Source organism: Pyxidicoccus fallax (assembly GCF_012933655.1).
In the GTDB taxonomy this organism is placed as follows: Bacteria; Myxococcota; Myxococcia; order Myxococcales; family Myxococcaceae; genus Myxococcus; species Myxococcus fallax.
The window spans coordinates 1-18,752 of the sequence record NZ_JABBJJ010000029.1 but is presented as its reverse complement, the minus strand read 5'-3'; the positions used below and the strand labels follow the sequence as shown (position 1 = coordinate 18,752).

The window sequence follows — 18,752 nt, the reverse complement described above, 5'->3', positions numbered from 1 at the left end:
CCAGGTGGCCCCGGGCTCCCCGAGCAGACGGCGATGACGGCAGGCTATAGGAGGCGCGGGGCCCAGGGTCAACGGGCGAGGAGATGAAGCGGGAAGGCGCTAAGGTGCGCGGCGCATGGTGTTGCCCGTTCGTTTCGTCCTCATGCGCCCGCGCAACGCGGAGAACCTCGGTGCCGCGGCCCGGGCGCTGAAGAACTGCGGTCTGTCCGACTGGGTGTGGGTGACGCCGGAGGTGGAGGACCTCGGCCCGGCGCGAAGGCTCGCCGTGCACGCCGAGGACGTGCTGGACGCCGCCCGGCGCGCGGACACGCTGGAGGCCGCGGTGGCCGACTGTGTCTGGGTGGTGGGCACCAGCTCGCGGAAGGTGGAGGGCAAGCGCCGGCTGCCGCCGCGCGCCGTGGGCGAGGAATTGGTCGCCCGCGCGCCGCAGGGGACGGTGGCGCTGGTCTTCGGAGACGAGCGCAGCGGGCTCACCAACGCGGAGGTGGAGCGCTGCCATGATTTGTCCGCGGTGCCCACCGCGCCGGAGCAGCCCTCCATCAACCTGGCGCAGGCCGTGTTGCTGTACGCCTACGAGGTGCGCGTGGCGACGCTCGCGGCCAGCGCGCCTCCACCGGGGCCCCTGCCCGCCGCGGCCACGGACGCGGAATTGGCGCAGGTGGAGTCCGCGCTCGACACGATGCTGGGCGCCGGAGGCTTCCTCGTGGATGAGCAGCCGGGACGCACGGCGCTGCGGGACTTGTTCGCGCCGCTGCGCCGCTCACGGCTGACGCGGAAGGAGGCGCGGCTGTGGCTGGCCGCGCTCCACACCGTGCGCAAGAAGCTGACGCGCGATTAGACGGTGCGCGGCGTCCGGGGCCCGCGACCCGAAGTGCCCGTCCCCGGGCCGGTCGGTGGCCCGCGGCGCTTACGGGAAATTCGCACCGCAGCCCACGCGAAGACCAGGGCCGCCACCGCGAGCAGAACCACCCAGTACCAGAACAGCGGGCTGGGAGATGGGCCCTGGGTGATGGGGCCCTGCTGGGGCGCCTGGGCGAAGGCGATGACGGGGGCGAGCAACGGGAGCAACGGGGCCAGGGTCGTGCGCATGGTCATCCTCTCCCCGCAGAACGTCGGCATCCGGGGAGATGTCCACAAGCGCACTGCACCCTCGGACGACCCCGGAACGAAGCCGGGCGAGGACCGCACGCCCGCCCGGCCTCCCTCAACCGTGTTGCATTACTTCGCGGGCTTCGCGCCCGTCAGGCGGGACAGCAGCTTCGGGTCATCCGGGAGCAGGCCCGCCTTGGGCAGCCGGGTGAGCAGCTCGCGCCAGCGAGGGTCCGCCTTGTACACGCGTTGGAGGAGCGGCAGCGCCTCGTCCACGCGGCCCACGCCCACCAGCGAGATGGCGTGCCAGAACACCATCTCCGCGTTGCCCGGCGCGAGCTTCTCCGCCGCCGAGTACGCCTTGAGCGCGCCTTCCGTGTCCTTGCGCTCGATGGCGAGGTCGCCCTCGTTCATGAAGTTGTAGGCGCGCTGGAGGGTGACGAGCCGGCGCAGCTCCTTGAGGGGCTCGGGGGCGTCGTCCACGCGCAGGTCGAACCGGCGGTCCTGCCAGGGGCGGCCGGAGGGCTTCGCGGCCACGACGATGAGCGCCGCGGACTGCTTGCCGCGGATGTCGCCGCCCTGCGCCTCGGCCGCCTCGAGCGCGGCGAGCATGCGTTCGGCGAGGTCGCCCTTCGTCTCGCGGAAGGCCTTGGCCATGGCGGGCCACACGGTGTCGCGCTCCATCATGTTGGCCTGGACGGAGAAGCCCTCGCCGACGATGTGGCCGGCGGCGGTGATGCAGTTCTCGCCCGTGTGGGCGGACACGCGGCCCTGGGCGTCAATCATGGCCACCTGCCGCACGCCGGGGGCGGAGTCCGCGGCGAGCAGGCCCTTGAGCGCATCCGGGGCGGCGCGGCCCGCGCGCATCAACTCGAGGCCCAGCCTTCCGTACGACGGGTCCACGAAGGACTGGGTGGCGACGGCACCCACGCCGGCCTCGGCCCAGGGGACGGTGGAGCCCACGGAGAACCAGTGGGACTGCACGGCCACGCCCAGTTCCCCCGTGGCCGGGTCCCTGGCGACGATGGAGTAGGTGTGCACCGGACGACGGGGAACCGCGGCGGGCTCGGCGGCCAGTGCGGGGAGCGCGAGCAGAGCGAGACAGGCGGCAAGACGCGACATGTGAAGGAGACCTCCCAACGAGGGGGGCCTGGAGGGTGAGCGAGCAGGCACGCGGCCGCAAGGCCCAAGGCGTCATGTGGAGAGTGCGTCCCTACCTTCCCCGGGTAGCCAGAGTCTGGCGGAACCTTTCACGAGGAGAGCACGCGCATGGACCACATGCCCTATGAGTCGATGGAAGTCGGCGGCGAGGAGCCCGGCCGCGGAGCGGAGCGTCAGGCCCCGTCGGAGTCGCAGAACGAGCCGAAGCGCACGCCGAAGACGGCTGAGGGCGGGGGGATGGACGAGGAGCGCCGCATGCCCCAGGGCGAGCCCGGCAAGACGCCCGGCTCCGCCGAGGGCGAGGACCCGAACGCGCCTCCGCGCAAGTAGTCCTCGTCCTCCGGCTGGGTGCAGCCCCCAAGCGTCCCGGCGTCGATGCAACCCGAGGGTGGGCGCCCTCCCGTACGTCTGGCATCGGCGCGCTCGACTGTTGGCCGCCTGTGGAGCGGGGCCTATTGTGGCGCCCTCCACAGCCTGCCGGTGACAGATGTCCTTTCTCGACAACCTGCGCGATTATCTCCGGGAACTGGGAGAGACCTCGGCCTCCGGTACCGTCGCACCTTCTACGGATGTCGAACCGGCCATTGTTCGGACCCAGCTCATCCATCTGCTTGAGCGCCTGGAAAACACGTTTGAAGTAGCCGGACAGGTGTCTGCCGGTGGCGTCCACTCCAAGCCCGACATCCAGGTCCTCCTGACTCGCTGGCAGGAAGACGATGCTGTCGTCCGTTTCGCCAGGAGAATGAGTGCGCTCCTGCGACAGAGCTTCGGCAAGAATGCCAACGCCAGGGAGTTGAGGGAGTGGATAGAAGTCGCCATAGCGCGTCGGCTCGGACTCCAGGACAGCCTCATCACCCAGACCCGCACATTCGAGCTGGATCGGCTGTCGATGATTGCCTTCCACGATGTCTTCCAGCCCGGCGAAACCATCAATCTTGCCACGCTGGAGGCCTATACCTCCGCAGTGCGTGCGACGCGCACGGGAGGTGCGTCCGTGACGTTGACCTCAGTGGGGCGCGTCTTTCTGGAACTCACCGGGCGCGATGCCATCAGGTGGCTGCTCAACATCGAGACAGCGCAATCCACTGGGCCCCACGATGAATGGAGGGTCAGCCGCGATACTGCCCGCGACCTGATACGGACGCCTCATCAAGTATTCGACGTGCTGGATGAGAAGGACGTCCTCCCGTATCACTGGAGCACCCTCAAGCGACTGGGCGCATTGGGCCTCATCTCCATCACCGACGAGCAGGGAACAGGCAGAATTTATATCGACACCACGCCTTTAGGTCTGTCACTCCTGGCCGAGGTCGAAAAAGAGGTGGAGACGCCGATGTCCATCCTGGCGAACTCCCTGCTCGCAGATCTCACGCTCACCGCTGGGGAAGCGCTTACCCATCCGCAGAGTCCCGATGCAGACGGTGTCCGCGCGAGTACCGCAGCTGAGGCCACTGCCCGCCAGGCCCGCATGGTCGCGCACGAAATCCGCAATACGCTGGTCCCCGTCAAGACGGCGCTGGGCGCGCTGTACCGGGAAGTACTGCTGGAACCACCCAGCGAGGCCCTCACCCGCCGCCGGGAGCGCATCGACCGGGGCATCGACGCGACCTTCCGGTTCATCGAGCAGCTCGTCCAGCTCTCGAAGCTCGCCGCGACGCCGCCCGAGTCCTTCGACCTCCTGACCGTCATCCAGGACGCGCTCGCCAGCATCGAGCAGGAAGCCGGCCATCGCATCAGCACCTCGCTGCCCGACGTCCTACCACCTGTATCCGGCCACCGGGCGCGTGTGGTGATGGCGCTCGCCAACGTCCTGCGAAACGCCGCCCAGTCCGTCCCACAGCAGGAGCCCCTCATCCGCATCCGAGCAGAGGCCGTCGACGCGTCCCGAGCTGTGCGTGTCACCGTCGAGGACAACGGGCCGGGAGTACCAGAGGCCATGCGAAGAGCCATCTTCGATGAAGGTATCTCCCTCCGGCCCGGAGGCAGCGGACTCGGCCTTGCGCTCGTGCGGGAGGTGTTCGAAAAGGAGATGCGGGGGCTGGTCGCCTGTGACGCCTCGCCTCTAGGTGGTGCACGCTTCACCATCCGCATCCCGGTCACCGGCGTGGAGCGCTCATGAAGCCGTCCGGAAGAATCCTCATCGTCGACGACTCACCCGAGTTCCTCGACACCTACCGCACCATTCTCGGCACCGAGGGCTATACCGTCGTCACGGTCGAGGACGGCAAGTCCGCGCTCCAGAAACTGGATGAGCCGGGGTGGGACCTGGTCCTGCTGGACCGCAAGCTCCAGGGCCGATTCGGGCCCGACACCGGCCTGGACCTCATGCGCGACATCCAGACCCGGGCCCCCGGAGCAAAGATCATCCTCGTCACCGGCGTGGCGGACGCGGAGTCCGTCGAGCGCGCCTTCACCAGCGGCGCGTACGACTACCTGGAGAAGAACGCGTACCTGGAGGCCATCCTCAAGATCAAGGTACGCAACGCGCTCGAAGCGGCACGCGAGCGGCGCATGGCGGCGCTGGCCAACGGCAAGCGCGAGGAGGCCATCCGCGAGCTGTGGAACGGCGTGAAGACGGAGCGGGACCCGCACAAGAAGGGCCAGCAACTCGAAGACCTGGTCGCCCTCCTCTTCAAGTCCATTCACGGCTTCGAGCGGACCCAGACGAACCGCAAGAGCCTCGACGAGCAGATCGACATCCTCATCCCGAACGAGTCCACCGACCCCTTCTGGCAACAGGCACAGTCCCAGTACTTCCTGGGCGAGTGCAAGAACTGGTCGAAGCCCGTGGGCCCCACCGAGCTGGACTCCTTCCGGCTCGACATCAAGCGCCGCTTCGGCCGCTGCCGCCTGGGGTTCTTCATCGGCATCGCGGGCTTCACGCAGGGCTTCCAGACACGGCTCACGACCGCGCGAGAGGATGACGCGCTCATCGTCACGCTCGATGCGAACCAGCTCGGGGAATTGGTCGACAGCCGCGACCGCAACGCGAAGCTGAAGGACCTCCACGCCCGCGCGCTCATGGCCAGCACGCGAGACACCTGAAAACCCAAGAGCCCACCGCCATGTCCCGCAAGCCCGAGAAGCCGAAGACACCGCAGCACAAGCGCTGGGAGGGCAAGGAGAAGCCGGACTGGCTGTCGCGCGCTCTCTCCCGCGCGGGCGTCTTTCCCCAGGAAGAGGCGGAGACCGCCATCCGCGCCGGCCGCGTGAGCATCAACGGCCGCGTGGCGAAGATGCCGCTCGCCCCGGTGCCGCCGGGCGCCGTCGTGAAGGTGGACGGCAAGGTCGTCCCCGTGGGCGCGCCGGCCACCCGCGTGCTCGCCTTCCACAAGCCCGCGGGCGTGCTGACCTCCACCGAGCGCCAGCACCGCACCGGCACCGTTTTCGAGGTGCTCCTGCCCCAGCTCCCCCCGGAGCTCGCCGGCTACTCGTGGCACGCCGTGGGCCGCCTCGACGTGGACTCCACGGGCCTCCTGCTCTTCACCAATGACGACAAGCTCGTCTCCCACGCCACGTCCCCGGACACGCGCCTGCCCAAGCGCTACGTGGCCACGGTGTTCAGCACCGCGGACGACGCGCGCGTGGAGCCCCTGCGCAAGGGCATGACGCTGGACGATGGCCCCGCGCGCCCCGCCAAGGTCGTGGTTCGCGACGAGCACACCGTCGAGGTGACGCTCACCGAGGGCCGCCATCACCAGGTGAAGCGGATGCTCGGCGCCGTCGGCCTGCCCGTGCGCGCGCTCCACCGCGAGGCCGTGGGCGGCATCGAGCTGGACATCCCCGAGGGCACCTTCCGCCTCCTCTCCGACGAGGAGGTCCGCGACGGACTGCGCTACCAGGGCCGCGGGGCCGCGACCTGAGAAGATGCCGAAGACCCACTCCCTGGGTGGACTCCCGATGAACTCCGCTGCCGGGACGAGGAGAATCCTCCGGCAGGGCACCCGACTCAACGTCGGGGCGGGAGAGGCGGAGGCAACACGAGCCTCCAGTGCTTTCGCTCGTCCAACGGAACGAGATGATCCAGCGCGTCGTACGAGAGCGCCGTAAGGGGTCGCCGAACGTCGAGCAACTCGCTCGTCAACTCGCGCCAGGTCCGCGCCACCTGCTGACGGTTCCCGCCGCGCATGGCCCTCCTGAGCCGTTTGAGCTCGGGACGAACGTACTGCCTCACGTGGCCCTTGTAGAAGTCGAGCAGCGGTGAGCGATCAAGCCGCAGGACCCGAATGGTCGTCTCACCGCGCGGACTGCCCGCCCGGGGGAAGGGCCACCAGTGTTCCTCCTTGTGGTGGAAGACCGGCCGGAAATGGATGTGGCGAATCGGGTCGTCCCTGAAGGGGTCCAGGAGCAGCGGCCGTTCTCTACCGGGAGGTTGTTGTCCCTGCTTCAGCACCCTGCAGCCGTGCTCCAGGGGGAACTGGTCTTTCTTGTGGTCACGGTTGCAGTTCGCGCATGCAAAGAGCAGGTTCTTCCAGGTCCAGGTGAGCCACCAGTAGCCGGGCGTGTGCGAGGAGCCGGGGCGTCTGTCCGCCCGTGACTTGGGTCGGAAGTGCTCGACGTCATTGTGTCCCGGCTGTTCCAGTAGCTCGCAGTAACAGCACTTCCCGTGCTGTGCGCGCCATAGGTCCTCCTTCGCCACGTTGTATGTCTTCGGAATCTCGAGAGGTTCGCCGGGATTCGCGCGAAGCGCGGCGCGCAACGTCGCCAGTCCTTTCCGGCGACAAGCCGCGAGTTTGGGAGTCGCCCGTCCCCGCTGGAGCCGAATCATCGCTTCTTCCTACCGGTTCTGCCTGCGCGCACACGCTTCGGAGCGGCTCTCTGCCCTGGCGTCACCCGGCGCTTCGAGCTGGGACGGGGCTTTGCTACCGTGGGCTTCTGCCGGGCGACGGGAGTCCAGCCCGGCTCGACTCCCTCTTTCTTCAAGCGGTTCAGCACCACGCCCATCTCGCGCTCCTCGTCATCCGAGCGGTAGGGATTGCTGGCGAGATAGCCGAAGCGCTGGAGATCCTGTCCCAATTTGTCGGGGTACAGGTGGTGGATGCCAAAGAAGGATTCGAAGATTTCGCTCCCTGTCATCAACGCGGGGGACGCGGGAGCCGGCTCCACGACGACGTTGCCTTCCTCATCCTGCTTGAGCAGCAGGACTTCGTCCTGAACCAATCCCGGCAGCAACATCGCGGAGTGGGTGGTTCCAATGAACTGGAGCTTGGGGAACACATGCTTGAGCGCGGGAATGAGCGCGGCCTGCCAGGTGGGATGAAGGTGGAGGTCCAGCTCGTCAATCAGCACCAGCCCTTCCATCCGCCTGGGGTCGACCTCGGTGCCCGCCTCCAGCAGAAACTGCCCGATGAGGTCGGCAAGCCACGCAATCGTGCTCTGGTAGCCACGAGAGAGCCAGGTAGTAGGGATGGGCACGCTCGCCCCTCCCTGCTCGAAGTGGAAGAGGTGACTCTCTCTGATCTCCTGCACGGACCTGACCTTCTGACTGGGGTGCCGCATCCGCACTTCCGTGATGCGGGGAAGGAGCTTGTCCGCGAGGAGGACCTTGATCAGCGCGTGGTTGTACGCGTGAGCAAGGTCCGTCTCCAGGAAGTCCGAGAAGCCGGTGGCGGTCAGCTTGCGCTGGTCGAAAAGGTTCTCCAGGCGCTGTTTGATGGGGTCTGAAAAGAGGTCCGTTCTTCGCGTTCCCCCAGGAGGCGGTAGGGAACGGTCGACGCCATAACCCGCGACAAACCAGTAAGGGAGCTGCTCCCGGCGTGCCTCCCGGAGGGGGTCGGCAGCCATATCAGAAGGCCACTGGCGGTCCTTGTCGCCGTAGCTCGACCATCCCTTGAACTCTCGCCAGCCATGCTGCGTGGTCAGCTCGCAATCGACCGTGGGGGGGCGAATCGGGCGCTTGTCGAACCCCGGGTACTGGCGCAGCCGATGGTTCTCACGCCCCAGGCTGAACTCAGCGGCGATAAGGGTCTCCTCCTCCGGATGCCTCCGGTCCGGCAGCGAGGCGACATCCGCCAGTTCGCTGGCCAGGGTCGGGCCGCTTGCTGCCATGGCAATGGCCTGGAGCAGCGCGGTCTTGCACAGGCCATTCTCCGCGACGAAGACAGTCCAGGGCCGCACCTCTCCATTTCGCTCGAACGAGATTTCGACATCACGCAGCAGCTTGAGGTTACGGACCTTCAAACGGCGCAGGTACATTGGGTCATGTCATCCACGGAGAGTGGGAGGCGCCACCTTACCCGGTGCCCTCGGGCCCCGAAAGGATGCCACGAGCCGACCTTGTGCCTGTTCGAACTGGACTCCCCGGGAGCGTGCGGAATAGGGGGGACGATGCGGAGTTCACTTCCGGTCCGCCCGCTTCCGAAGCGTCCCCAGACCGAGGCGTCCCCATGACACGGCTTCGCCCTCCGCTGTCCTCCCTGCTGCTCGCGCTCGTCCTCGCCCTTCCCGCCCTCGCCGCCGAGCCCGCCGCTCCCACTCCCACGGACGCGAAGCTCACCGAGCTGCGCCGGGTGACGGCGTACGGCGCGAAGGCCCCCCTGGACGTGAAGACGGTGAACACGCGGAAGCGCGGCGACATCACCGTCACGGAGCTGACCTACGCCAGCCCCAAGGGCGGCCCCGTGCCCGCGCTCCTCGTCACGCCCCCGGGCAAAGGCCCCTTCCCCGCCGTCCTCTTCCAGCACTGGGGCCAGGGTACCAAGACGGAGTTCCTCGACGAGGCGCTCGCCCTCGCCCACGCGGGCGTGGTGTCCCTGCTGGTGGACGCGCCCCACGTGCGCCCCGCGCCGTGGACCCGCTCCGTCTCCACCCTCGCCTCCCATGACACCTTCGTACAGCTCATCATGGACCTGCGGCGAGGCGTGGACCTGCTCACCTCGCGCCCCGAGGTGGACGGCCAGCGCCTGGGCTTCGTGGGCCACAGCCTCGGCGCCACCGTGGGCGGCGCGCTCGTCGGCGCCGAGCCCCGCCTGCGCGCCGTGGTGCTGATGGCCGGCATCGGCGAGTTCTCCCGGTTCCTCCGTGAGTCGCAGGCCCCCAATCCGAAGAAGCTCCAGGAGCGCACCGCCCAGAAGGACTTCGACGCGCTCGTGCGGAACATGGAGAACATCGACGGCGTGGTGGGCGTCCGCAACGCCGCCCCCACCGCCCTCTTCTTCCAGTACGGCCGCTCCGACGAGTGGGTGACGTACGCCCAGGCCCGCGCCTACATCGACGCGGCCGGCGAACCCAAGCTCTTCAAGTTCTACGAGGGCGGCCACGAGCTGAACGAGGCCGCGAGCAGGGACCGGGTGCAATGGCTGCGCACGCACCTGGGCTTCGCCGAGGTGCCCTTCCCCACGCCGCCGATGATTTCCAGCCCCCCGCCCGCGGACCCGAAGGCGCCGCCCGCGCCCGAGTGGGCGAAGCTCCGGCCCGTCCTCACCGTCCCCGGCATGAACGAGGTGCAGGTGCGCCGGGGCCTCACGTACACGCGGGCCGGCGAGCGCGAGTACAAGCTCGACCTCTACCTGCCCGACGAGGCCGCTCGTGAGTCCGTCCCCGTCATCGTGCTGGTCCACGGCATGCTGCACCCGGCCCAGGCGCCCTTCATCCGCGACTGGGCGCCCTTCTCCGGCCAAGCCCGCTGGCTCGCGCAGGACTTCGCCGTGGCCGTGCCGGAGCTGGGCTCGCCCGCCACCGGCCCCGCCCGCGAGCAGTGGTTCGCGGGCGTGCCCGACATGCAACAGCGCGTGGAGGCGGCGCTCGACTTCCTCCGTCGCGAGTCCGCCACCCACCGCCTGGACATGGACAAGGTGTGCCTGCTCGTCCTCTCCGGCGGCGGCCTGTGGGGGCTCGCGCCCGCGCTGAAGAAGCAGCCCGTGCCCGGCCTCAAGTGCGTGGCGGCCTGGTACCCGATGCTGGACGCGCCCGCGCTCCCGAAGGGCACCCGGCCCGCCGAGGCCCTGCGCGCGGCGGACGCGAAGAAGCTGCCGCCCCTCATGGTGGTCCGTGCGGGCCGCGACATGCCGGAACTGAACGCCGCGCTGGACGCCTTCGTGAAGGAAGCCAAGGGCCGGCGCGCGCCCCTCACCCTGGTGGAATTGCCGGAAGGCCACCACGCCTTCGACGCGGTGGACGACGTGGAGCGCACGCGCGAAACGATGCGACAGACGGAGTCCTTCTTCGAGCAACACCTCTTCGAGTGACTTCAAAGCCCGCGCGGGCTCGCGTAGCGTGCCCCGCATGGCGGACTTCGACCTGGTGGTGATTGGCTCCGGCCCCGCCGGAGAGTGGGGCGCGGTACGGGCGGCGATGGCGGGCAAGCGCGTGGTGGTGGTGGAGCGCGAGTCCGTGCCCGGCGGCACGGCGGCCAACACCGGCACCATTCCCTCCAAGACGCTGCGCGAGACGGCGCTCCACCTGTCCGGCCTCAAGGCCCGCGGCCTCTACAGCGTGGAGACCACGCTGCGCCACGAGGCCACCGTCTCCGACTTCCTCTACCGCGAGCGCCGCGTGAAGAACATCGAGCGCGAGCGCATCCTCCGCAACCTCGCCCACCACGGCGTGGAAATCGTCCGGGGCACCGGCTCGCTCGCGGACGCGCACACGGTGGTGGTGAAGAGCGAGAGCGCGCCGGAGCGCCGGCTCACCGGCGACTTCATCCTCGTGGCCACCGGCTCGTCGCCCTATCGCCCGCCGCTGTACCCCTTCGGCGACCCGCGCGTGCACGACTCGGACGAGGTGCTGGACATCGGCCAGCTGCCGCGCTCGCTGGTGGTGGTGGGCGGCGGCGTCATCGGCTGCGAGTACGCCTGCATGTTCGCCGCGCTCGGCATCCCCGTGACGCTGGTGGAGGTGAAGCCGGAGCTGTTGCCCTTCCTCGACGACGAGATGTCCGCGCTGCTCGGCCAGCGCATGGAGGCGCTCGGCATCCGGCTGCGCTTCGGCCTGACGGTGGAGAAGGTGGACGTGCCCTCCGCCCCGGACGCGCCCGTGCGGCTGACGCTCTCCTCGGGCGAGACGCTGGACACGGACCAGGTGCTGGTGGCCTCGGGCCGCTCGGCCAACACGAAGGGCCTGGGGCTGGAGGCGCTCGGCGTGAAGGTGGGCTCGCGCGGTCAGGTGGAGGTGGACCCCACCTTCCAGACGGCGGTGCCCCACGTCTACGCGGTGGGCGACGTCGTCGGCTTCCCCGCGCTGGCTTCCACCTCCATGGAGCAGGCGCGCATCGCCGTGGAGCACGCCTTCGGCCTGGGCAACACGCGCACCCTGGCCACGGTGCTGCCGTACGGCATCTACACCATCCCCGAGGTGTCCATGGCCGGCGAGACGGAGGAGGCCCTGCGCAAGCAGCAGGTGCCCTACGTGGTCGGCCGCGCTTCCTTCGCCAGCAACCCGCGCGGTCAAATCATTGGCGACACGCACGGCCTGCTGAAGCTCCTCTTCCACCGGGAGAGCCTCAAGCTGCTCGGCGTCCACGTCCTCGGCGAGCAGGCCTCGGAGCTGGTGCACGTGGGCCTCACGGCGCTGCTCACCGGCGCCACCACGCAGCTCTTCGTGGAGACGTGCTTCAACTACCCCACGCTGTCGGAGGCCTACAAGATGGCCGCCATCAACGCGTTGGACCAGCTCAAGCAGTGCACGGTGTGACGCTCAGCGCGAGCTCTTGAGGCTTCCCACCGTGAGGCCCGCCGACGTCGGCGCCACGCGGTGGATGTTGTCCGCCGAGGCCCGCGCCAGGGCCGGCGCTCCACCCACCGCCGGCTGCGGGGCCGAGGGCGCCGCGCGCGCCGCGGCGCCGCCCAGGAGCTCCCGGATGCGCTGCCAGCGGACCTTCTCGTCCGCCACCAGCCGCGACAGCTCCTCGCGGGCCGCCGGGTCCTGGAGCCCGGCCGCGGCCGCCGCCACCTTGTCGAGGAACGGCATCAGGTAGCCGAAGTCCCTGTCGAAGGCACCACCACCACCACCATCACCGCCACCACCGGGAGAGCTGCGCGTCTTCGCCACGTCCGTCCTCCTCCTGCTGGGGCACCACGCGGGACGGTGCCACCCTAGCCCATCTCAGCCGTGGTACACGCGCGAGGCGACAATCCGCCCCCCGCGAATGTCCAGAACCTCCGCTACCGGCATCGGCGCCTCGCCGGGCGCATGGCGCAGGTACTCCATGAAGACACGCGAGTCGTCCGCCGTCAGGGCCGTCTCCTCGTAGCGCAGCCCGGGCAGCCGGGCGATGGCCTCCCGCCACCACTTCGCCAGCGCCGGCCGGCCAACCAGCTGCCCGCCCGTCTCCGGGTGCAGAACCCTGATCTTGGGCGACGTGTGGGTGCAGTCCTCCGCGTAGAGCGCCACCAGGGCGTCCACGTCGTGGGCGTTGAAAGCGGCCAGCCAGGCTCGGGCCAGGGAGAAGTTTTCGTTCGCGCTCATGGTTAGGAGACCTCGAAATCGGGAGTCCGGCGGCTTTCCAGCGGCGGCCGGGGCTCATCTATATAAAAGGTATGACAGCCCCTGTGGGCGGAGGTGGGAGAAGTAGGCCCACCGTCATGCGGATTTGGCTGGAAACTCAGTCCCGTGGGAAGTAAGGGCCCCGCCTGCTCTGTTCCCTCAGGCACTTTTCAATCAAGAAGGACCGGATCGTGGCCGCCAACGCACCCATCGAGAAGATTCGTAACATCGGTATCTCCGCCCATATCGACTCGGGCAAGACGACGCTCTCCGAGCGCATCCTCTTCTACACGGGCAAGATCCACGAGATCCACGAGGTCCGCGGCAAGGACGGCGTGGGCGCGGTCATGGACTCCATGGACCTGGAGCGTGAGAAGGGCATCACCATCCAGTCCGCCGCCACGTACGCGATGTGGGGCGACCACAACATCAACCTCATCGACACCCCGGGACACGTGGACTTCACCATCGAGGTGGAGCGCTCCCTGCGCGTCCTCGACGGCGCCATCCTGGTTCTCTGCTCGGTGTCCGGCGTCCAGTCCCAGTCCATCACCGTGGACCGGCAGATGAAGCGCTACCGCGTTCCGCGCATCGCGTTCGTCAACAAGATGGACCGCGCCGGCGCGAACTATGACCGCGTGGCGGCCCAGCTGAAGGAGAAGCTGAACCACCACCCGGTGAAGCTGCAGCTGCCCATCGGCGCCGAGGACCGCTTCAAGGGCCTGGTCGACCTCATCAAGATGAAGGCGTACTACTTCGACGGTGAGAACGGCGAGAAGGTCCGCGAGGAGGAGATTCCCGCCGACATGCTCGACGACGCCAAGACGCGCCGCCAGCAGATGATCGAGCTGGTCGCCGAGGTGGACGACGAGCTGGGCGAGCTGTTCCTGTCCGACGCCGCCATCTCCAACGAGGTCATCCTCGCCGCCGTCCGCCGGGCCACCATCGCCCTGAAGATGACGCCGGTCATGTGCGGCTCCGCCTACAAGAACAAGGGCGTGCAGCTGCTCCTCAACGCCGTCTGCAACTTCCTCCCGAACCCCAAGGAGGCGGTGAACGAGGCGCTGGACCAGAAGAACAACGAGGCGAAGGTCATCCTCGAGTCCGACGCGAACAAGCCCTTCGTGGGCCTGGCGTTCAAGCTGGAGGACGGTCGCTACGGTCAGCTGACCTACATGCGCATCTACCAGGGGCGCGTGGCGAAGGGTGACTTCATCGTCAACCAGTCGAACCAGAAGAAGGTCAAGGTTCCGCGCATCGTGCGCATGCACGCCAGCGACATGCACGACATCAACGATGCCACCGCCGGCGACATCGTCGCGCTGTTCGGCATCGAGTGCGCCTCCGGCGACACGTTCACCGACGGCACCGTGAGCTACACGATGACGTCCATGCACGTGCCGGACGCCGTCATCGCGCTCGCGGTGGCCCCGAAGGACCGCTCCGCGCTGGCCAACTTCTCCAAGGCCCTCAACCGCTTCACGAAGGAGGACCCCACCTTCCGCGTGCAGCGTGACGAGGAGTCCGGGCAGACCATCATCCGCGGCATGGGTGAGCTGCACCTGGAGATCTACATCGAGCGCATGAAGCGCGAGTACAACTGCGAGGTGGTGGCCGGTAAGCCGCAGGTGGCGTACCGCGAGACCATCAGCCAGAAGGGCGAGTTCGCCTACACGCACAAGAAGCAGACCGGTGGTTCCGGTCAGTTCGCGCGCGTGTGCGGCTACCTCGAGCCGCTGCCCTCGGACGCGGTGCAGCAGTACGAGTTCGTGGACGACATCGTGGGCGGCTCCATCCCCCGCGAGTTCATCCCGGCGTGCGACAAGGGCTTCCAGGAGGCCGTGAAGAAGGGCAGCCTCATCGGCTTCCCCGTGGTGGGTGTGCGCGTGGTCATCAACGACGGCGCCTTCCACGCGGTGGACTCGTCCGAAATGGCGTTCAAGACGGCCGCCATCATGGGCTTCCGCGAGGGCTACGCCGCCGCCAAGCCGGTCATCCTCGAGCCCATCATGAAGGTGGAGGTCCAGGCGCCCGAGGAGTTCCAGGGCTCGGTGGTGGGTCAGCTCAACCAGCGCCGTGGCACCATCCTCAACACGGAGACCGCCGAGGGCTACGTGACGGCGGTGGCCGAGGTGCCGCTGAACACCATGTTCGGCTACTCCACGGACCTGCGCTCCGCGACCCAGGGCAAGGGTGAGTACACGATGGAGTTCGCGAAGTACTCGCCGGTGCCGCGCAACGAGTCCGAGGCCCTGATGGCCGCGTACAAGGAGAAGCAGGCCGCGGAGCAGGCGGCCCGCAAGTAGTCCACGCATCCGCCGCACTCTGGCGGTAAGGAAGGCGCTCCTCTTCAGTGAGGGGCGCCTTTCGCCTTTTCGGGAGTCCACCGTGACGCTGCTTCGTGCCGCCAACGTCCAGCTCAGCTTCGGCAGCCGGACCGTCTTCCAGGGCCTCACCTTCACCATCGAAGAGGGCGAGCGCGTGGGCCTGGTGGGCGTCAACGGCTCTGGCAAGTCCTCGCTGATGAAGATTCTCGCCGGCGCCGCCCGGGCGGACACGGGCGAATTGCAGCTGCGCCGCGGCGCCCGCGTCACCTACCTGCCCCAGGAGCCGGAGTTCCCCGAGGGCGCCACGGTGGCCTCGGAGCTGTCCGTCTCCCAGGCTCCGCTGAAGGAGGCGCTCGCCGCGCAGGCCGAGCTGGCGAAGCGGCTGGAGTCCGCCCCCCCGGATGCGCAGGGCAAGCTGATGGAGCAGATGGCCGCGCTGAGCGACCGCATCGAGCAGATGGGCGGCTGGGACACCGAGCACCACGCCAAGACGCTGCTGGACAGGCTGGGCGTGAAGGACTGGGACCGGCCGGTGGCGCAGCTGTCCGGCGGCCTGCGCAAGCGCGTGGCCATCGCCCGGGCGCTGCTGACGCGGCCGGACCTGCTGCTGTTGGACGAGCCCACCAACCACCTGGACGCGGACACGGTGGACTGGCTGGAGGAGGAGCTGGACAAGCTGCCGGGGGCGCTGCTGCTCGTCACGCACGACCGCTACTTCCTGGACGGGCTGGTGGACCGCATCGTCGAAATCCAGCCCGGTGAGGGCGTGACGTCCTACCCCGGCAACTACCAGGCGTACCTGGAGCAGAAGCTCGTGGCCCAGGAGAACGCCGAGCTGGCGCAGCACAAGCGCGAGCGCTGGATTGCGCAGGAAGTGGCGTGGCTGCGCCGCGGCCCGGAGGCGCGCCGCACCAAGAGCAAGGCGCGAATCGACCGGGCGCAGAAGCTGATGGCGGAGAAGGGCTTCCAGCGGCCCAAGGTGGCGGACCTGCGCGTGGCGGCGGCGCCCCGGCTGGGCCACACCGTCATCGAGGCGGAGGGGCTGCAGAAGTCCTTCGGCGAGCGGAAGGTGCTCGACAACGTGGAGTTCCGGCTCCAGCGCGGCGAGCGCGTGGGCCTCGTCGGCCCCAACGGCGTGGGCAAGACGACGTTCCTGCGCGTGCTGCTGGGCGAGACGCCGCCGGACGGCGGCAAGCTCGTCATCGGGAAGAACACCAAGGTCGCCTACTACGACCAGCAGCGCGCGCAGCTGGACCTGGAGTCCACGGTGTACGACGCGGCCTCGCAGGGCGAGGACTGGGTCATGCTGGGCGACAACAAGGTCGCCATGCGCGACTACCTGGACGACCTGCTCTTCCCGGTGCCCATGCAGCGCATGAAGGTGAAGGCGCTGTCGGGTGGCGAGCGCAACCGGCTGCTGCTGGCGCGCCTGTTCCTGGAGGGCGCCAACGTGCTGGTGCTGGACGAGCCCACGAACGACCTCGACATCGTCACCCTCAACATCCTGGAGCGGCTGCTGCTGGACTTCGGCGGCAGCACGCTGCTCGTCACGCACGACCGGTACTTCCTCGACAAGGTGGCCACCAGCATCCTCACCTTCGAGGGCAACGGCCGCGTCACCCGGTACGAGGGCAACTACGCCATGTACCGGCGGCTGAAGGAGCAGGCGGAGGCGCAGTCGGCCTCGGCGGCTCCGGCCGCGAAGCCGGCGCCGAAGAAGGAGGAGCCGCCCCCCGCCCCCAAGGCGGCGCGCAAGCCGGGCAAGCTCTCCTACAAGGAGCAGCGCGAGCTGGACGGCATGGAGGCCGCGATTGAGGCGGCCGAGACGAAGAAGGCGGCGCTGGAGGCCCAGCTCGCCGACCCGGCCGTGTACAGCAACGGCCCCAAGGTGGCGGAGGTCAACAAGGAGCTGGAGGCCACCGCCGCCGAGGTGGACCGGCTGTACGCGCGCTGGCAGGAGCTGCAGGACCTGGCGGCGGGCGGCGCGGCGTAGTCACGCCGCGTGAACCGGGCTGCTGGTGCAACCGAGTAAATACTGACACCAGGTAAAGGCAGACGGCACGACATTGACGCGGTCCACCGGATTCTCATCCAATCCGGCTGCTCCCGACCGGAGCATTCCCTTGCGGAGACTGCCCATGACTGCATTGCCGTGCCCTCCCCTGACCAGGGTTCTGGCTTCTCTTTGTCTGCTCACTGCCGCGGGCTGTGAGCAGCAGGCGGAAACACCCCAAGAGACGGGTGCGCTGGGCCGCCACCGCGGCGCGGTGAGCGTGGACACGCCCGAGGTGCTTCCGGCGGCGTTCCTCCAGGACATCGCCAACGCGCTGCCCGAGGACCAGTCCGTGCCCCTCCATCACCCGGACTTCGTGGCCCCCACGTTCGACCCCAATGTCCTGGTGACGGCGACGTCGGAGGTCTGGGTCACCTTCATCTCCGAGGGCGCCACCTTCCTGAACACCCTCGGCTACTTCACCTACCCGGATGGCAGTCCGCCGACGAGCACCGCCGCCATCGAGAAGCACGTCATCTTCGAGAATGCCTCGGCCTGGGGCTCGGGCGGGGGCCTCCAGACGGGAGACCGGATGTACCTGGGCCAGTTCCCCGCCGGGACGCGCATCGGGTTCTTCCTGGTGTCCAATGGCTGGAACTGGACCGAGGTCGACTTCAGCCGGCCCACCTACTACACCCTCGACGCGCTCAATCCGGAGTCGAACGCGTCGAAGCGCAGGCACATCGTCTCCCTGTTCCACCTGGGCGAGCAGCGTCGCGTCCTGTCGTTCGAGGACTCCGACCGCATGCACGAGCAGACGAACGACGACTTCAACGACATCATCTTCACCTTGAGCAGCACCCCCTCGACGGGGACGGACTCGAGCGGGCCTTCCATTCCCGCGAAGCCCTGCCCCGAGGCCCCCTCCGCGGCGCCCCAGTCCTGCCGTCAGTTGCAGCAGTTCTGCCCGTCGCTGGGCAGCGGCCTCTACACCCTGGACCCGTGCGGTACCGGGGCGAGCCAGCACTACTGCGACATGACGTCCGAGGGCGGCGGATGGACGGTGGCCGGCTGGCAGCCCGCCTCGGCCAAGACGAGCCTGGGCCTCGCCAACCGCGGCACCGTGGGGAGCGACAACTGGTCCAGGAGCCTCGCCTGCGTGCAGTACACCCAGATTCGCGTCTTCAACCGCACGTACGGCGAAGGCTTCAGCGCGACCTACCCGGCATCGACCTGGAACCACACCAGCACCAACATGTCGATTGGCACCGCCGGCACGGCCTTCAAGCAGGGCACGTATGGGCCCGCCAGCTCGCAAATCATGATGGGCTGCGTCAACTACAGCTACAACGGCGGCACGTCGGTTGGGTCGGCGTGTGACAGCGACTGGCAGCCCACGGCCCGCGGGCACCTCGCGGACTACGCGGGCGAGTACTGCGCCGGAGGGCGGCTCGACTACACGTGGGCGTGGAGCAACGGCAGCATGTGCCAGTACCGGGGTGTGCCGTACACCTGGGGCTTCGCCATCCGCTGAACAGGGCCGGCGCCGGCCCACGTGGCGGAGACGTGGGCCGGGCCCGGGCGCGCTCAGTCGTACTTGAGGGCGATGATGGGGTCCACGCGCGAGGCGCGCAGCGCGGGGACCCACGTGGCCACCAGGCCCACGGCCAGCAGCAGCAGCGGCGCGGCACAGAAGGCCAGCGGGTCCAACGCGCTCACCCCGTGCACCATGCCCTCCACCACCCGCGTCAGCCCCCACG

At 68.7% G+C, this 18,752-nt stretch carries 16 protein-coding genes; 10 read left to right on the top strand and 6 right to left on the bottom strand.

Translation table 11 applies throughout. The features are described from left to right. Positions 1–115: 115 nt before the first annotated feature. Entirely contained in the window at positions 116–838 is a 723-nt protein-coding gene (locus HG543_RS08890; protein ID WP_169344263.1) for an RNA methyltransferase, read from the top strand. Here the strand turns inward: HG543_RS08890 and HG543_RS08885 are convergent. Together HG543_RS08885 and HG543_RS08880 are read right to left on the bottom strand one after the other, a co-directional pair. Next, positions 835–1,089, bottom strand: coding sequence for a hypothetical protein (locus HG543_RS08885; RefSeq protein WP_169344262.1), 255 nt, complete (start codon positions 1,087–1,089; stop codon positions 835–837). The genes HG543_RS08890 and HG543_RS08885 overlap by 4 nt on opposite strands. Before the next feature lie 129 nt (positions 1,090–1,218). Next, the gene (locus tag HG543_RS08880) at positions 1,219–2,211 is read right to left on the bottom strand and encodes a DUF1028 domain-containing protein (protein WP_169344261.1); all 993 of its coding nucleotides are present in this window, start codon (positions 2,209–2,211) and stop codon (positions 1,219–1,221) included. A 147-nt stretch (positions 2,212–2,358) separates the two neighbouring features. Here HG543_RS08880 and HG543_RS08875 point away from each other — a divergent pair, with 147 nt between their 5' ends. From HG543_RS08875 to HG543_RS08860, 4 genes are all read left to right on the top strand, one after another. Continuing rightward, a complete protein-coding gene (locus HG543_RS08875; protein WP_246356862.1) occupies positions 2,359–2,580 on the top strand; it encodes a hypothetical protein in 222 nt (73 codons plus the stop codon). 157 nt (positions 2,581–2,737) lie between these two features. Then, positions 2,738–4,369 carry a sensor histidine kinase gene (locus HG543_RS08870; protein WP_169344260.1) on the top strand — a complete coding sequence of 544 codons (1,632 nt, stop codon included), beginning with the start codon at positions 2,738–2,740 and terminating at the stop codon, positions 4,367–4,369. Next, positions 4,366–5,295 carry a response regulator gene (locus HG543_RS08865; protein ID WP_169344259.1) on the top strand — a complete coding sequence of 310 codons (930 nt, stop codon included), beginning with the start codon at positions 4,366–4,368 and terminating at the stop codon, positions 5,293–5,295. Before HG543_RS08870 ends, HG543_RS08865 begins: the two co-directional genes overlap by 4 nt. Before the next feature lie 20 nt (positions 5,296–5,315). Next, a complete protein-coding gene (locus HG543_RS08860; RefSeq protein WP_169344258.1) occupies positions 5,316–6,113 on the top strand; it encodes a pseudouridine synthase in 798 nt (265 codons plus the stop codon). Positions 6,114–6,199: 86 nt separating this feature from the next. Here the strand turns inward: HG543_RS08860 and HG543_RS08855 are convergent, their stop codons facing one another. Together HG543_RS08855 and HG543_RS08850 are read right to left on the bottom strand one after the other, a co-directional pair. Further along, complete coding sequence (locus tag HG543_RS08855; protein WP_169344257.1) at positions 6,200–7,018, bottom strand: HNH endonuclease family protein; 819 nt, start codon at positions 7,016–7,018, stop codon at positions 6,200–6,202. Next, entirely contained in the window at positions 7,015–8,445 is a 1,431-nt protein-coding gene (locus HG543_RS08850) for an AAA family ATPase (protein ID WP_169344256.1), read from the bottom strand. Before HG543_RS08850 ends, HG543_RS08855 begins: the two co-directional genes overlap by 4 nt. A 191-nt stretch (positions 8,446–8,636) precedes the next feature. On the opposite strand from HG543_RS08850, the gene HG543_RS08845 reads away from it, so the two are divergent. Continuing rightward, a complete protein-coding gene (locus HG543_RS08845) occupies positions 8,637–10,436 on the top strand; it encodes a prolyl oligopeptidase family serine peptidase (RefSeq protein WP_169344255.1) in 1,800 nt (599 codons plus the stop codon). 37 nt (positions 10,437–10,473) lie between these two features. After that, on the top strand, positions 10,474–11,880 hold the full coding sequence (sthA, locus tag HG543_RS08840; protein WP_169344254.1) for a Si-specific NAD(P)(+) transhydrogenase: 1,407 nt from the start codon (positions 10,474–10,476) through the stop codon (positions 11,878–11,880). Between the two features lie 3 nt (positions 11,881–11,883). Here sthA and encD read toward each other — a convergent pair whose 3' ends face one another. Beyond that, the gene (gene encD, locus HG543_RS08835) at positions 11,884–12,237 is read right to left on the bottom strand and encodes an encapsulin nanocompartment cargo ferric reductase EncD (protein WP_343073304.1); all 354 of its coding nucleotides are present in this window, start codon (positions 12,235–12,237) and stop codon (positions 11,884–11,886) included. A 54-nt stretch (positions 12,238–12,291) separates the two neighbouring features. Then, positions 12,292–12,654: a nuclear transport factor 2 family protein gene (locus tag HG543_RS08830; protein ID WP_169344253.1), complete on the bottom strand. Its 363-nt coding sequence runs from the start codon at positions 12,652–12,654 to the stop codon at positions 12,292–12,294. A gap of 209 nt (positions 12,655–12,863) precedes the next feature. On the opposite strand from HG543_RS08830, the gene fusA reads away from it, so the two are divergent. The 3 genes from fusA to HG543_RS08815 all read left to right on the top strand — a co-directional run bounded on the left by fusA (position 12,864) and on the right by HG543_RS08815 (position 18,526). Beyond that, positions 12,864–14,978, top strand: coding sequence for an elongation factor G (fusA, locus tag HG543_RS08825; protein ID WP_169344252.1), 2,115 nt, complete (start codon positions 12,864–12,866; stop codon positions 14,976–14,978). A gap of 82 nt (positions 14,979–15,060) precedes the next feature. Next, positions 15,061–16,992 carry an ATP-binding cassette domain-containing protein gene (locus HG543_RS08820; protein ID WP_169344251.1) on the top strand — a complete coding sequence of 644 codons (1,932 nt, stop codon included), beginning with the start codon at positions 15,061–15,063 and terminating at the stop codon, positions 16,990–16,992. Positions 16,993–17,137: 145 nt separating this feature from the next. Continuing rightward, the gene (locus tag HG543_RS08815; RefSeq protein ID WP_169344250.1) at positions 17,138–18,526 is read left to right on the top strand and encodes a fibrinogen-like YCDxxxxGGGW domain-containing protein; all 1,389 of its coding nucleotides are present in this window, start codon (positions 17,138–17,140) and stop codon (positions 18,524–18,526) included. Positions 18,527–18,752: the final 226 nt, after the last annotated feature.

Coding starts and splice junctions, on each gene's coding strand:
- HG543_RS08875 (WP_246356862.1), top strand. CDS start 2,359: ATGGACCACATGCCCTATGAGTCGATGGAAGTCGGCGGCGAGGAGCCC.
- HG543_RS08845 (WP_169344255.1), top strand. CDS start 8,637: ATGACACGGCTTCGCCCTCCGCTGTCCTCCCTGCTGCTCGCGCTCGTC.
- HG543_RS08830 (WP_169344253.1), bottom strand. CDS start 12,654: ATGAGCGCGAACGAAAACTTCTCCCTGGCCCGAGCCTGGCTGGCCGCT.
- HG543_RS08815 (WP_169344250.1), top strand. CDS start 17,138: ATGACTGCATTGCCGTGCCCTCCCCTGACCAGGGTTCTGGCTTCTCTT.
- HG543_RS08860 (WP_169344258.1), top strand. CDS start 5,316: ATGTCCCGCAAGCCCGAGAAGCCGAAGACACCGCAGCACAAGCGCTGG.
- HG543_RS08880 (WP_169344261.1), bottom strand. CDS start 2,211: ATGTCGCGTCTTGCCGCCTGTCTCGCTCTGCTCGCGCTCCCCGCACTG.
- HG543_RS08865 (WP_169344259.1), top strand. CDS start 4,366: ATGAAGCCGTCCGGAAGAATCCTCATCGTCGACGACTCACCCGAGTTC.
- HG543_RS08850 (WP_169344256.1), bottom strand. CDS start 8,445: ATGTACCTGCGCCGTTTGAAGGTCCGTAACCTCAAGCTGCTGCGTGAT.
- HG543_RS08885 (WP_169344262.1), bottom strand. CDS start 1,089: ATGCGCACGACCCTGGCCCCGTTGCTCCCGTTGCTCGCCCCCGTCATC.
- HG543_RS08870 (WP_169344260.1), top strand. CDS start 2,738: ATGTCCTTTCTCGACAACCTGCGCGATTATCTCCGGGAACTGGGAGAG.
- HG543_RS08855 (WP_169344257.1), bottom strand. CDS start 7,018: ATGATTCGGCTCCAGCGGGGACGGGCGACTCCCAAACTCGCGGCTTGT.
- sthA (WP_169344254.1), top strand. CDS start 10,474: ATGGCGGACTTCGACCTGGTGGTGATTGGCTCCGGCCCCGCCGGAGAG.
- HG543_RS08890 (WP_169344263.1), top strand. CDS start 116: ATGGTGTTGCCCGTTCGTTTCGTCCTCATGCGCCCGCGCAACGCGGAG.